This is a genomic window from Chondromyces crocatus, from assembly GCF_001189295.1.
Taxonomy (GTDB): domain Bacteria; phylum Myxococcota_A; class Polyangia; order Polyangiales; family Polyangiaceae; genus Chondromyces; species Chondromyces crocatus.
Genome location: NZ_CP012159.1, coordinates 6,500,406 through 6,512,812 on the forward strand (window position 1 = coordinate 6,500,406; position 12,407 = coordinate 6,512,812).

Annotated in this window: 13 protein-coding genes; 9 read left to right on the forward strand and 4 right to left on the reverse strand. The window is 70.9% G+C overall.

Annotation, left to right across the window (positions count from 1 at the left end; genetic code table 11):
* Window positions 1-275: 275 nt before the first annotated feature.
* From CMC5_RS44875 to CMC5_RS23695, 4 genes are all read left to right on the forward strand, one after another.
* A complete protein-coding gene (locus CMC5_RS44875; RefSeq protein ID WP_156338829.1) occupies window positions 276-452 on the forward strand; it encodes a hypothetical protein in 177 nt (58 codons plus the stop codon).
* A gap of 304 nt (window positions 453-756) precedes the next feature.
* Window positions 757-1,017 carry a hypothetical protein gene (locus CMC5_RS23685; protein WP_050432557.1) on the forward strand — a complete coding sequence of 87 codons (261 nt, stop codon included), beginning with the start codon at window positions 757-759 and terminating at the stop codon, window positions 1,015-1,017.
* A 407-nt stretch (window positions 1,018-1,424) separates the two neighbouring features.
* Window positions 1,425-2,120, forward strand: coding sequence for a S1 RNA-binding domain-containing protein (locus CMC5_RS23690; RefSeq protein ID WP_245677710.1), 696 nt, complete (start codon window positions 1,425-1,427; stop codon window positions 2,118-2,120).
* Window positions 2,121-2,238: 118 nt separating this feature from the next.
* On the forward strand, window positions 2,239-2,583 hold the full coding sequence (locus tag CMC5_RS23695) for a pentapeptide repeat-containing protein (RefSeq protein WP_082362727.1): 345 nt from the start codon (window positions 2,239-2,241) through the stop codon (window positions 2,581-2,583).
* 78 nt (window positions 2,584-2,661) lie between these two features.
* Here CMC5_RS23695 and CMC5_RS23700 read toward each other — a convergent pair whose 3' ends face one another.
* Complete coding sequence (locus CMC5_RS23700) at window positions 2,662-4,059, reverse strand: hypothetical protein (RefSeq protein WP_050432559.1); 1,398 nt, start codon at window positions 4,057-4,059, stop codon at window positions 2,662-2,664.
* Between the two features lie 198 nt (window positions 4,060-4,257).
* Between CMC5_RS23700 and CMC5_RS23705 the strand changes: the two genes are divergently transcribed.
* Window positions 4,258-5,847, forward strand: coding sequence for a L,D-transpeptidase (locus CMC5_RS23705; protein ID WP_082362728.1), 1,590 nt, complete (start codon window positions 4,258-4,260; stop codon window positions 5,845-5,847).
* Window positions 5,848-5,934: 87 nt separating this feature from the next.
* Here the strand turns inward: CMC5_RS23705 and CMC5_RS23710 are convergent, their stop codons facing one another.
* Window positions 5,935-6,339, reverse strand: a complete 405-nt coding sequence (locus CMC5_RS23710; RefSeq protein ID WP_050432560.1) for a hypothetical protein — start codon at window positions 6,337-6,339, stop codon at window positions 5,935-5,937.
* A 340-nt stretch (window positions 6,340-6,679) separates the two neighbouring features.
* Here CMC5_RS23710 and CMC5_RS23715 point away from each other — a divergent pair, with 340 nt between their 5' ends.
* On the forward strand, window positions 6,680-7,738 hold the full coding sequence (locus tag CMC5_RS23715; protein WP_050432561.1) for a hypothetical protein: 1,059 nt from the start codon (window positions 6,680-6,682) through the stop codon (window positions 7,736-7,738).
* A gap of 200 nt (window positions 7,739-7,938) precedes the next feature.
* Here the strand turns inward: CMC5_RS23715 and CMC5_RS23720 are convergent, their stop codons facing one another.
* Entirely contained in the window at window positions 7,939-8,373 is a 435-nt protein-coding gene (locus CMC5_RS23720; RefSeq protein WP_082362729.1) for a response regulator, read from the reverse strand.
* A 428-nt stretch (window positions 8,374-8,801) separates the two neighbouring features.
* Here CMC5_RS23720 and CMC5_RS44880 point away from each other — a divergent pair, with 428 nt between their 5' ends.
* The 3 genes from CMC5_RS44880 (at window position 8,802) to CMC5_RS44885 (ending at window position 10,896) form a co-directional block, all read left to right on the forward strand.
* Window positions 8,802-9,359, forward strand: a complete 558-nt coding sequence (locus CMC5_RS44880; protein ID WP_156338830.1) for a hypothetical protein — start codon at window positions 8,802-8,804, stop codon at window positions 9,357-9,359.
* A gap of 451 nt (window positions 9,360-9,810) precedes the next feature.
* On the forward strand, window positions 9,811-10,572 hold the full coding sequence (locus CMC5_RS23730) for an SMI1/KNR4 family protein (RefSeq protein ID WP_050432563.1): 762 nt from the start codon (window positions 9,811-9,813) through the stop codon (window positions 10,570-10,572).
* 171 nt (window positions 10,573-10,743) lie between these two features.
* Window positions 10,744-10,896, forward strand: coding sequence for a hypothetical protein (locus CMC5_RS44885; RefSeq protein WP_156338831.1), 153 nt, complete (start codon window positions 10,744-10,746; stop codon window positions 10,894-10,896).
* Between the two features lie 57 nt (window positions 10,897-10,953).
* On the opposite strand, the gene hflX is transcribed toward CMC5_RS44885, so the two are convergent.
* Window positions 10,954-12,369, reverse strand: coding sequence for a GTPase HflX (hflX, locus tag CMC5_RS23735; protein WP_050432564.1), 1,416 nt, complete (start codon window positions 12,367-12,369; stop codon window positions 10,954-10,956).
* Window positions 12,370-12,407 lie beyond the last annotated feature (38 nt).

Genomic DNA, 12,407 nt, shown 5'->3' on the forward strand with positions numbered 1-12,407 from the left:
CTACGGTCCCTTCGGGGGGCTGCGCACGGCGACCACACCCGCTGGTGCCGTGACGCTGACCGAGCGTGATGCGTTTGGCCGCGTTCGACGAGAGGTGAGCCCGGACCGCGAGGAACTTCGTCAAGGACTTCTTGGCAGCGTGCCTGACCGGTGCCTGTGCGGACACGAGACGCGCGGCGCAGGCAGCTATGGCTGGACGCTACTTGCCCTTGACGAGTGGATGCCCCTCTTCGAAATCCCAGACGCCAGCGGCTGGCCAGGCTCTGACGACGTGGGTGTTGCTCGTCATCGCCACCCACTCACCCATCGTGATGGCGTATCCAGACGCCGACATTTACCTGTTCCCGCCGGAAGGAATCGAAAAAGTGCGCTACGAGGAGACGCAGCATCACCAGCTCACGCGGGATTTTCTGCTTCACCGGGAGCGGTATCTCGAGCAGCTCTGCAAGTAGCAGGCTGGTCGAGCTGGGATGCGCACGCTCACGTACGCCTACGGTCCGCACGGGTTTCTGGTCAGCACGACCCAGCCATCCATCCTCCCCAGAGCATGCGCGGTAGCCATCGACACCGATGCGCTACCTGATCGCGCACGACCTGCGGCTACGCTGCGTCACCGAGCAGTTTGCGCATCTGCTCGCCATCGCTGTCGGCTGAATCGATGTTTCTTGGCCCGATGAACCCCAGACTGACCCACATCGTGCTGCATGCGGTGTTCGGTCGCGACCGGTGCTACCTGTTCCAGCGGAGGTAAACACCATGAGTGAGGCGGCGAGCCCCATCGCGGAGACATTGGCTGCGGTCGTGAAGGAGTTCCTTGCCAAAGGGTCCAGGTTTGCTCAGACGAAACCAGTGATCCTGGAAACCCTGCGACGCCTGGGCCCCCACCGCCGAGATGAGCTCAAGACGGAGCAAGCCGTCCTCCGCGCCTATTACGCCATGTTCAAGAACGGTACGCTGCACTGGGGGTACGACGCCAACAACCCGGGGCCGCCGTTCTTCCACGTGGCGGACGAGTGACCGAGAGCCCCGCGCCTGGCGACGCCGTTCGAGAGCATCGCCAAGCTCGCTACTCTTCGACCGCAGCCACGCTGCTGAGCGTTCACGAAACCCTGCAAAACGAAGCCTCGCAGCCTCTGGCGCCGTGACATGCGGTGTCCTCGGCCGCGACCCGCACCGAGCAGGGCGAGCCGGTTCGACGCTCCTGGCAGAGCGAGCCTGATGCGCCCCTCGGAGGAGGCAAGTGCGCTGTGGCGAACGTGGTGCCGCTGGCGAAACGTGTCGACGTCGTCGCTCAACTCGTCGAGGTCGTCCGGAGCCGACGAGGCGTGGGGGCCAGGTCGGCCAGGGCGAGCGCCGTGCGCTGGATCGGGGGGCGCTTCGCCGGCTTCTTCCTCGCGGGCACGGGTCGCGCTATGAAGCGGCCCATGCCCCAGGATCCCAAGGAATCGTTCGCCTCCCTGTTCGAGCACGGCACTGGCGGGGTGCGGCCGTCGCGCCGCCACCAGGTCGGGGACCAGATCGAGGTCACCATCGTCGCCATCACCCGCGAGGCCATCTTTGCCGACCTGGGCGGCAAGCAAGAGGGGGTGTTCGAGCGGCCGGCTCTCTCCACGCCGGACGGGGCCGTGCAGGTGGAAATCGGGTCCCGGGTCTCGGCCCAGGTGGCCGGCTTCGACAAGGAGACGGGGCAGGCGCGGTTGAAGCCGCTGGTGGTCCGCGCAGCGCCCGACGGGTCGGCGCCGCAGAAGGCGGCGGGGCCGGTGCTGGTGGAGGGCTCGCACATCAAGGGGAAGGTGGTGAGCATCGAGCGGTTCGGCGTGTTCGTGCAGATCCAGGGGGCGCCGCCGCGCTCGGGGCGGGGGCTCGTGCCGACCGCCGAGACGGGGACGCCGCGCGGTGCCGACCTGCGGAAGGCCTTCACGGTGGGGCAGGACGTGGAGGCGAAGATCCTGAGCGTCGACGAGGTGGGGCGGATCCGGCTCTCGTTCGCGGCCCTCAAGTCGGACGCGGAGCGCAAGGAGTTCGAGTCGTTCGCGAAGGGCACCAAGAAGGAGCAGAACGCGAACCCGAGGAGCCTCGGCACCCTCGGCGATCTGCTGTCCAAGCGCGGCAAGCGCTGACGCTCCGGCCGGGCCCGCGCGGGGCCTGGCGACGCATCTCCCTGCCCGCCGTCTCCCTGCCCGCCGTCTCCCTGCCCGCCGTTTCCCCATCGTATCCTGAGCTGGGAAGGTGGGACGGATGAACCGATCCGAGTTACGCAAGCGCCGGGCGTCCGGTGAGCACGACCTCCGTGGTGTGGACCTGAGCGGCGCGGATCTGCGAGGGTTCGACCTGCGGGGCGCTGATCTTCGCGGTGCCGATCTGACGGAGGCCGATCTGCACAGCACCGATCTGCGCGGCGCCGTGCTGGCGCAGTCCTCGTTCGACGGCGCGAGGCTCACCGGAGCGCGCATGGATGCGAGCACCTGCGAGCGCAGCGGCTTCTCGCCGGACCAGGTGGAAGCGCTGCGGCGGCGAGGTGTCGAGTTCATCCCCCTGGAAACGCTGGCACGGCCGGAGCCGGATCGAGCGCTGGACTCGTGAGCTTCGCAAGCGGCTCTGGAGAAACCTCGACGGCACGCCGACCGAGCCCTCCTGTCGGTGGGGGCTGCGGTCGACGCGTCAGCGCTGGGCGAGGAGGGACGCGACGGCGATGGCGGCGGGCACGGCGGTCGACAGGCCAGCGAGGAGCATCGCCACGGGGGACAGGCGGACGCTGAGCCAGGCGCGGGCGGCGCGCCGGAAGGCCGGTGGGTCGGCCGGGACGAGGAGGCCGACGCGGCGGAGGGCGCCGCGCTCTTCGTGGCGGACGGCGCTGTCGGGGTACGGTGGGGTCTCCGTCGAGGCGCTGCCCCGGGGGGCAGGTAGCTCGTACCAGGACCGGGCGGTGAAGGGCTCGTCGTCGGCGACGCCGGGAGCGACGGGGACCAGGGCGCCGCGCGGGAGCAAGGCGTCGCCGAGGTCGGCGTCGTCGCGCACGGCGCAGAGGTGGATGCCGTGGTCGAGGGCGACGTCGGCAGGGCCGCCAGGGAGCAGGGGGTCGAGGGTCAGGGGGGTGTCGAGCTCGCGCCGCAGGGCGCGGCGGCGGCGCAGGTGCCGCGCGAACCAGACCGGGGCGAGGAGGTAGGCGAGGCCGCCGAGCGGGAGGGCGAGGACGCCGAGAAAGAGGACCGGGAGGAGGGCGTGGAGGCGGGTCGGGGCCGTGAAGGCCGCGGCGGCGCGCTGGATCTGGAAGGGGGGGCTCGCGGGCGGGTAGAGCTGGACGACGCGGACGGCGGCGAAGTGCTCGTGACTGATGCGCCGGAGCTGGACGAGGGGGGTGTTGGCGTGGGGGTTCTGCGCGGCGCTGGCCGTGGGGTCGCCGATGAACTCCAGCGTGGCGAGGTCGGGCGTGCGGGGCGGGAGCAGGTAGCGGGCGGTGCCGTCGTCGAAGGCGATGGCGCCGAGGGGGGACCTGGACCAGCGGAGGTCGCGCAGCTCGGAGGCGGGGGTGGGCTCGGGCCACGAGGGGGGCCAGGCGCGGCAGGTGGGGCGGGCGCTGGCGTCGTCGACGACGGTGCAGAGGCGCGGCTGGCCGTCCTCGGGTGGGAGATCGGGGGCCGCGATGAGGCCGTCGAGGGCGCGGCCCGAAAGGAGGCCGAGGAGGATCCAGCGGCCTCGGCCGTCGAGGGCCGGCAAGGCGATGTCGGGCTGGCCGTCGACGGTCACGCGGATGGCAGGGCCCTGGAGGGTGCGCCAGCTCGCGGGCGCTTCGAACGAGGAGGGGGGCGGCGAGAGGGGGCTGTCGGCGTCGATGCGCCAGCGGACGTGCGGGATGGAGAGGGCGTCGCCGAGGAGGAGGCCGGCGAGCGAGACGGCAGCACCCGCCGTGAGCTGGACGAGCACGCGCAGGGTGCTCGGCGCGCGGCCTTCGCGGCGGGGAAAGAGGAGGATCGCCGTCACCAGGGTCCACAGGACCGCGACCAGGAACCACGCAACGAAATGGCCGCGGACGAGCGCGTCGACGACCCAGGGCCGCATGGGGACGCACGTTAGCCGCTCCTGCTTTCCTCCACGAGGGGCTCGTTGCCGGACGCGCGCGCCCGAGAGAATGCGCGGCGACGTCGCGGGGCCATGGAGAATGCGCGGCGATGTGGCGGGGCCCGGAAGAATGCGCTGCAACGTTGCGTTCGAGGGGCGGCTCGACTTACACCACGGCGGGCCCTCCTCCGTCCCGACATGCGCCTGCTCACCTGCGTCACCTCTGCTCTGCTCGTCACGGCCTGTGCGCCAGCCCAGGACCCGCCAGGGCGGCTCGCACACGGCGACGCCCAGGCGGCGGCAGGGATCGGGCTTCTGGCACCGGGCGCGCCGGGCGCTGCCGAGGCGTCGTCCGCGGCGGTGATCGCGGCGGCGAACTCCGGGCGCGAGGGCGACAGGGACGCGACCTTGCCAGGTCAGGGCGCGAAGATCGCGAGCATCGCGATGCGCACGTGGATCTACGTGGCGCCGGACGATCGGTCGACGAAGCTCGGCTACCTGCGCGCAGGCGCGGTGGTGGATCGGGCGGAGCTGTCCGCGGGGACGACGGGGTGCGCGGGGGGCTGGTACCGGATCGCGCCGCGCGGCTACGTGTGCGTGGGCAAGGGGGCGTCGCTCGCGCTGGATCACCAGGTGGTGGCGGCGGCAGGGCGCGGGCCGCTGCGGGGTGAGCCGGCGCCGTACCACTACGTGATCTCGAAATCGCCGGCGCCGCACCTCTACTTCCGGCTGCCGTCACGACAGGACCAGGAGCGGACGGAGGGGTCGTCGCTCGGGGTGCATCTCGCGCGCATGGGGGGTCCACGGGATCTGCCGCTCGATCCGGTGCCGGAGTTCCTGAGCGCGGGGCGTGATCTGCCGAAGCCGTACGGGGCCGAGGAGAAGCTGCACTACTCGGTGCACACGGGGCGCGCGAAGGAGAGCTCGGCCTACGGGCTGGCCACGGCGTTCGAGTGGACGGGGCGGCTGTTCGGGCTGACGACGGAGCTGGATCTGATCCCGCTCGATCGGACGAAGCCAGCGCGCTCGAGCCAGCTCCGGGGCCTGGTGGTGACGCCCGCGCAGTGGGCGGTGGTGGAGTCGCCGCCGCAGGTGTCGGTGGACGTGAAGTTCGAGCCGGAGCTGAAGGGCGCCGCGGCGATCGTGAAGTCGTACGGCGCGGCGCTGATGCGGCCCGACGATCGGGGGGAGTTCGAGAGCGCGGGGCTGGCCGGGCACCGCTCGGGGTGGCTGCTCACGGGGCGGACCCACGGGGGGCGCAGGGGGCTTCTGGAGACGGCCGAGGGGTCGTGGATCGGCGAAGGGAGCCTGGTGATCTCGCCGCGGCGCGACGATCCGCAGGGGTACTCGAAGAGCGGCCGGAAGTGGATCGACGTGTCGATCAAGCGGCAGATGGTCGTGGCCTACGAAGGGGACCGGACGGCGTTCGCGACGCTGGTGTCGACGGGGCGCGGGGGCATGGGTGATCCGAAGACGACGCACGCGACCATGCGGGGCGTGTTCCGGATCCACACGAAGCACGTGTCGACGACGATGGACGGGGACGACGAGGCGACCGAGGCCTTCGATCTGCGCGACGTGCCGTACACGCAGTACTTCCACGAGGGCTACGCGCTGCACGGGGCCTACTGGCACGACGAGTTCGGCAAGGAGCGGAGCCACGGCTGCGTGAACCTCGCGCCCGCCGACGCGGCGTGGCTGTTCGACTGGACGGAGCCCTCGGTGCCGCTGGAGTGGCACGGGGCGATCAACATCGACGGCGGGACGCTGGTCTGGGTCCACGGCTGAAGCGCTGACGGCGCGCGCTGGCGAGATGCCGCGCGCTGGGTGGGGGGCGCGAGCGGGCGGGCCGAGAGGCGTTCGGGTCGAGTCGCGTTACTGGCAGCTCGCGGGGAGCTGGGCGCCGAGCAGGAAGGAGCGCAAGGTGCCGAGGGCCTGGCGGCCTTGCGGGGAGTTCACCAGGCCGTCACACGCCGCGGCGGCGGAGAGGTAAGCGCCCTTCTGCTCGGGGGGCGCAGAGGCGGCATTCTGGCGCAGCGCCTGGCAACAGCGGCGCACGCCGGTGGGGTCGCCCGTGCCCACGATCGTCTTGCCCGCGTCGGCGCCTGCGTCCTCACCCGCGTCCACGCCGGCGTCTTCTTCGACCGCGAGTTCCATCGTGGTGGTCGTGGTGGTGGTCGTGGTGGTGGTCGCCACGGGCACCGGCAGCTCGTCCTCGTCCTTCTTGCAGCCGACGACGAGCGCGACGGCGAAGCAGCCCGTGAGCGCGAAAGGCACCATGAGACGTCGCGTGGAGTTCATCTGGCCTCTGGATCCCCGATGGATACTGGAAGTTAGGAACTTCTTTGCGGTCGGGTGAGGACGGGACGTCGCACGGCGCTCCCCTCCCCTCGCGATCGGCTGCTGGAAGCGTACGGAGCCACGGAAGTCACCGCAAGCTGGGGCTGGCCTCCCGGCCCGGGGAATCAGGAGAATTTTTCATCGGACCGAGAAACATGAAGGCTCCCGATCGTGTCCAACGTTAGGCAGCGCATCGACCTCCCCCGAGCACCGTCTGGCCCGCGCGCCGCATGGCTGTCGATGCTGCGCGCGCACTGCATGGAAGGAGCAATCCGGGGTCATGAGCAACGCGCAGAAGCTGTTTCCGAGCATCGGGTCCGTCACCTCGTCGGGAGCGCGACGGATGGAAGGCTCGACGGTGTACTCGCTCCAGGCGCTGATCCGGAAGAACGCTTCCATGGCGGCGATCGCCGGGGATTCGTACGCCGCCTTGCCTGCGTCGCGGGCGGAGGACGACTCCGGGATGATCGATTTCCGTGCGCTGCAAGCTCAGCAGCACGAGGTGGTGCAGCACCTCGATGTGTTCCCGCTGGGCGTGCCTCCGGGACGACACGCGATGGCCGATGCGGCGAGCAAGGGGATGGCCACGGCCAGGAGCCCAGCGTTGCGTGGCGCGGTGGGGGCCTGGGTCACGGGCAGCATCATCGCGGGGCTCGGCATCGCGGTGGCGGTGGGGATGCGGAGCTCGGCGGAGGCGCACGGTCCAGCAGCAGCGACAGGGGTGGCCGCAGCAGCGCGGGCGGCTGCGTTGCCCGTGCAGACGGCGTCGTGGTCCGACGGCGCACGCGAAGCCCGGGGATCGAAGGCCGCCATGAAACGTTCGAGCAAGCGGTTCACGTCGTCCACGGGGCGGCGCGCGCCAGGCCCTGGGGTGAGTCAGGCACCGGGAGCTGCGGGGTCGATGGGCATGGCGGGAGGGGTCGCGGGCGGAATGGCGAACGCGGCCTCCGGGACGATGGGCGTGGAGATGGGCGTGGAGATGGGCAGGGCGATGGTCAGCGCCACGGGAACCACCTCGAGCGCGACGCGAGGCGAAACGGCCGGAACTCCCGGCGCCACGGCAGGGAGTGGGCCGGGGATGAAGGGAGTCCAGGCCGAGCCCGTGGCAGCGCTCTCGACGGCTCCGACCGGGCCTGTGGCGGCGCTTTCCAGGAGCCCGGCAGGGCAGCACGCAGGCGGGACCAGCGGCGTCGTGGGATCGAAGCCAGGAACCGGGGGGGAAAACGCGGGGAGCGCGTCGACACCGGAGAAAGCGGGGAATCAGGTGGTCGCGGAGAAGGTGGTGGATGCCTGCCAGGGAGATCTGATGTGCGCGATGCAGCGCGCGGTGAAGCGGTAGGCAAACGCGGACGTCGAGGTGGCCCGCTCCGTCGAGGCAGGTGTGCACGCTCGTGCCTTGGCGCTCATCGAGCGCGTGCGGCGCGAGGATGACCTGTGCGCAATCGTGTCAGCCGTCGAACTGGACCTCACGCTGGGTCGCAGCGCAACGTCGCGGACCTTCCACGCGCTTCAGCTCGGCCGAGGTGGGGTCGAGGTGGCTCAGCTGAGCGCGGGCTGGCTCATGTGCTCGGCGACGGCTTCGATGAGGCGGTTGAGATCGAAGGGCTTGGCGATCGCGGCGCTGGCACCGATCTCGCGGGCCCAGCGGCCGGCATCGACGGCGGCGGTGATCACCAGGATGGGGGCGTGCGGGCCGGGGCGCGCGGCGTACGCGCGCGCGAAGGCCCAGCCATCCATCACCGGCATGCGCATGTCGAGCAGGATGAGGCCGGGGACCTCCTGGTCGAGGAGGTGGAGGGCCGCGGCCCCGTCGGAGGCGCAGAGGACGCCGTAGCCCTCTTCGCTGAGCGCGATGCGGAGCATCTCGCGGATCTCGATGTCGTCGTCGACGACCAGGATCGGCTGTCGCGCCTGATGCGCGCCGTCGGCTCCGGGCGTCGCGCTCGGCTGGTCATCCTGTCGCACTCCCTTCACGCCGGTCCCCTTTCCATGGTCCCCACGTCAGCGGGTTGGCCTCCCAACGATACCTCCGTGGCGCGGAGGCGTTGAAGCGCTCTGCACTCCGTGCGTGCTTCATCGACGCGATCGTCGCGCACGGCGGCGCGCAGGCCCCTTCCATCGATGCCCCGGACGGCGAGGGTGATTCGCGCGATGTGGATTGGCTCGAGCCCGGTTCTCTGGCACCCTGGTATCTGCGGGACAATTGCGCTGGCACGCCGGCTCAGGGGTGGGGAGGCGGGATGGGGGCGGAGGTCCACGATCCGATCATGGTCGATTGTTCACCGTTCGGCAGCCACGAACGGTGTTCCCAGGGGTCGGCGTGGCGTGGGCGACGGGCGGGTCGATGGGCGCTCGGGTGTCCACCGTGCCGGCTGGCATCCCGCTCGCACCTTTCAGCCGAGATGCGGCAACGACATGAGCAGAGCGCCCCGGGTGGCAAGGAACTGCGCAGCACGAGGTGGTGCCCTTCCTTGCGGGGGTGGTCGCTGCTCGTGTCGGCGTGTCTCGCGCTCTCATGGGGCGCAGGCTGTCGCGAGGACCGCACGAACGCCGAGGTTGCCCGCTGGACGCCGGAAGAGGTGCTCGGCGACTCGGTGTGGGAGGCGCCGCCGGGAGCACTGGCGGCGTGCCCGTGCCTGGTGGAGGTGGCGACCACGGAGATCGGTGAGGTCCCTGGAGGGGTGACGGTGACGGTGCGCGCCCAGAGCGAGGCCGCCGTGGCGGAGATCCAGGCGCGCGCGCGCTTGCTCTCCCGGGTGGCAGGGCGAACCCAGAGCGGGGGCGATCCTTGCCCGGTGGTGGCGAGCCGGACCACGGTGGCGCCCGAAGAGCTGCCGGATGGGGTGAGCTTGCTGGTGAAGCCGCGCGACGCGGCAGATCTGGCGTGGCTCCGCGCTGAGACGCGAGAGCGCCTGCGGGAGCTGACCGCTCTCCACGCAGAGCCCGTGGCCGGGCGGTAGGCGCGAGACGGCGACCTCGGGGGATGCCGTGGTTCTCCAGGTTTCCTGCTGATCCATGGACCTGCGACGGTCTACCTTGCGCTCGTAGGCAAGTCGTTCCTCGCGTCGTTCGACGCCATGGTCCCCGCGCTTCACGAGCACCCCAAGGTGGAGGTCCACGAGGTGGTGAGGCCTCCAGCATCACGCGCCGACGTGGCCCGTACGAGGCGGCGCGCGCGAAGCGTCGGCACGTGATCGAGACGTGGTCGGCGTCTCGTTCCCTGGACGCGATCGTGGCCGATCTGGAGAAGGACGAGGGGCGCTGACTCCCTCGGCATGGACTCGTCCTCCCCTGCCCCGCTGACCGCACCGCGCGCGCCGTCCTTCGCGGACCGATCCCACCAGCCAGCACGTCGCGTCGGCTCGTGCCAGGTCGAGACAGGCCGCGGGCCGCCAGGTACCGTGCGTTGCCATGGGCAAGGCGTTTCTTGAAGCGTTCAACACGATGGTCGAAGCACTCCGTGCTCATCCCAAGGTGGAGGTGTACGAGGTGAAGGTGGCCGCGCCGGCGTCGGACGCCGCCATCGCCAGGGCCGAGGCGCAGCTGAAGCGCTCCTTGCCCGACGACGTGCGCGCGTTCTACCTGGCGCACGACGGCGTGTTCCTCACGTGGGGGCTCGCGGGGCGAGCGGTGCAGGATCCGCTGTCGGCCTTCGAGTTCCCCGACTACGGCGCGCCACCCGGGGTGATCAACCTGCTGCCGATCGATCGTGTGTTCAGGCGCTTCTGGGTGGAGCAGTCGTTCATCAACTGGTACGAGCGGCCCCACACCGCGATCTTCGGCGTGGCGGCGCAAGACGCCGACGACGAGCAGCGTGTCCGCGCTGGGCTCGTGGACAGCTTCGGGAACTACCACCACGCCGACATGGTGTTCGGCCCACCCGATCAGCCAGCGCGGATGCTCGTCGCGGGCGATCACGGCGCCGATCTGATGTCGTCGAACGTGTCGAGCTTCGCGACCTACCTGGAGGTGACGCTGGCGATCTGGGGCACGGACCGCATGCGCGCCTACAAGTCCCGGAGGTACGGTCGGCCGAGCGTGCTCGAAGGGCCGCCCATGCGCCCGTCGCTGGACGAGATCATCGCGCGCCTGGAGCGTGACGGCGACGACGATGAGGGCGACGACGAGGGGATGAGCGAGGACGAAGGTCTCGACGAGGAAGGGACGTCGTGATCTCTCCCGCGTCATCGACGAGGGGCCGCTCAGGACGCGAAGATGAGGCACCTCCTTCGAGCGGAAGGTGGGCGCGTCAGGTCCAGGTGGGCTGTGTGTGCGGTGACGAGGCCGCCTCCCGGCTGGGGCGCGGATGAGGGCCGTCGCGCGGGGGCATGGTAGGCTGGGGCGATGGCGCTGAAATGGATCCTCGTCGCGGTGATCGCGGGGCTCCACGTGCTGGCGGTGGTGCTGAGCGCGATGTTGCGGCGTCGGCGCCGGCTGCGGCAGCTCCGCGAGGCGGCAGGTCGACGGCTGTGGGAGGGGTTCCTGAAGCGGCGCTGAGGGCTGCGGAAGGGCGCTGAAGTCCGAGGGCGCGTCGAACTCCGCCCTTGATGCGGCTCAGCGCGAGAGCAGGCTGCGGAGGCGCTCGAGGGCGGCAGGGTGAGCACGGACCTGGAGGCGGCCGCCGTGCTCGTCGTAAGCCTCTTCGAGGACGCGGGCGTTCTCGTAGATCTCGCCGATGAGGTTCTGCTTGCCGTACGGGAGGAGCAGCTCACCGTCGACCATGGCGGCCTCGAAGAAGGCGACGATGCGATCGCGCAAGGCGGCGACGTCGGTGGGGTTCTTCGCGGAGAGAAAGACGGCGTCGGGGTGGAGGGCGCGGAGGGCGTCGAGCTGCTCGGGGGCGACGCGGTCGACCTTGTTCAGGAGGAGGAGGCTCGGGACGTCCCCTGCCCCGATCTCGCCGAGGACGCTGCGGGTGACGGCGAGCTGCTCGGTGTACATGGGGTCGGAGGCGTCGGCGACGAAGAGGAGGAGGGACGCTTCGAGGGCCTCGTCGAGGGTGGAGCGGAAGCTGGCGACGAGGTCGTGGGGGAGTTTCTTGATGAAGCCCACGGTGTCGGAGACGAGGACGCGGGGCTTGGCCTCGGGGTGGAGGGCGCGGACGGTGGTGTCGAGGGTCGCGAAGAGCTTGTCGGCGACGAGGACCTCGCTGCCGGTGAGGGCGCGCATGAGGGAGGACTTGCCCGCGTTGGTGTAGCCGACGAGGGCGACGCGGCGGGCGTCGCGGCGGAGGCTGCGGCGGGTGCTCTGGTCGCGCTGGACGGCGGTCAGCTCTTCCTTGAGCTCGGCGATGCGGTCGCGGATGCGGCGGCGATCGAGTTCGAGGGCGCTCTCGCCCGCGCCCTTGCCGCGCTGGCGCTCACTCGTGCCGCCGGTCTCTCGGAGGCGGGGGGCGACATAGTTGAGCCTGGCGATCTCGACCTGGAGGCGGGCCTCGCGGCTGCGGGCGTGCCGGTGGAAGATCTCGATGATGACGCCGGTGCGGTCGAGGACCTGGACGCCCGTCGCGCGCTCGAGGTTGCGGATCTGGCTGGGAGAAATGTCGTGGTCGATGGCGACGAGGGTGGCGCGGCGGCCAGTGTCGGGCGCGTCGTGCTCGGGCGCGTCGTCGTCGAGGTCGTCGCCATCGAAGGCGTCGGCGTCGATGTCCTCGTCGTCGTCGCCTTCGGCTTCGCGTTGCTCGGCTTCCCAGCGGAGGCGGGCTTTGTCCTTGCGCTGGGGAGCGCTGGAGGCGAGTTCACCTTCTCCGCCGGTGTAGGCGGCAAGCTCGCGAAGCTTGCCGCGGCCGAGGACGGCGGCCGCGCCGAGGGCCTCGCGGCGCTGGGAGAGGGTGGCGATGACGTCGTAGCCGAGGGTCTCGACGAGGCGGCCGAGTTCGGCGAGGTCCGCCGCGTGCTGCTCGTGGTCGATGCCGGGGAGCTGGACCGAGACGAGGACGGCTGCGGGGCGTTCCTGGGTGTGGGTATGCATGAAGCGCGAGAGAGCCCTACCCACCCACCTCTTCGGGC

Bases quoted from the DNA above. Each gene is read 5' to 3' on its own strand.
- CMC5_RS23700 (WP_050432559.1), bottom strand. From the start codon at position 4,059: ATGCGGCCCTGGGTCGTCGACGCGCTCGTCCGCGGCCATTTCGTTGCG.
- CMC5_RS23685 (WP_050432557.1), top strand. From the start codon at position 757: ATGAGTGAGGCGGCGAGCCCCATCGCGGAGACATTGGCTGCGGTCGTG.
- CMC5_RS23715 (WP_050432561.1), top strand. From the start codon at position 6,680: ATGAGCAACGCGCAGAAGCTGTTTCCGAGCATCGGGTCCGTCACCTCG.
- CMC5_RS23690 (WP_245677710.1), top strand. From the start codon at position 1,425: ATGCCCCAGGATCCCAAGGAATCGTTCGCCTCCCTGTTCGAGCACGGC.
- CMC5_RS44880 (WP_156338830.1), top strand. From the start codon at position 8,802: ATGCGGCAACGACATGAGCAGAGCGCCCCGGGTGGCAAGGAACTGCGC.
- CMC5_RS23705 (WP_082362728.1), top strand. From the start codon at position 4,258: ATGCGCCTGCTCACCTGCGTCACCTCTGCTCTGCTCGTCACGGCCTGT.
- CMC5_RS23710 (WP_050432560.1), bottom strand. From the start codon at position 6,339: ATGGTGCCTTTCGCGCTCACGGGCTGCTTCGCCGTCGCGCTCGTCGTC.
- CMC5_RS44885 (WP_156338831.1), top strand. From the start codon at position 10,744: ATGGCGCTGAAATGGATCCTCGTCGCGGTGATCGCGGGGCTCCACGTG.
- CMC5_RS23730 (WP_050432563.1), top strand. From the start codon at position 9,811: ATGGGCAAGGCGTTTCTTGAAGCGTTCAACACGATGGTCGAAGCACTC.
- hflX (WP_050432564.1), bottom strand. From the start codon at position 12,369: ATGCATACCCACACCCAGGAACGCCCCGCAGCCGTCCTCGTCTCGGTC.
- CMC5_RS23695 (WP_082362727.1), top strand. From the start codon at position 2,239: ATGAACCGATCCGAGTTACGCAAGCGCCGGGCGTCCGGTGAGCACGAC.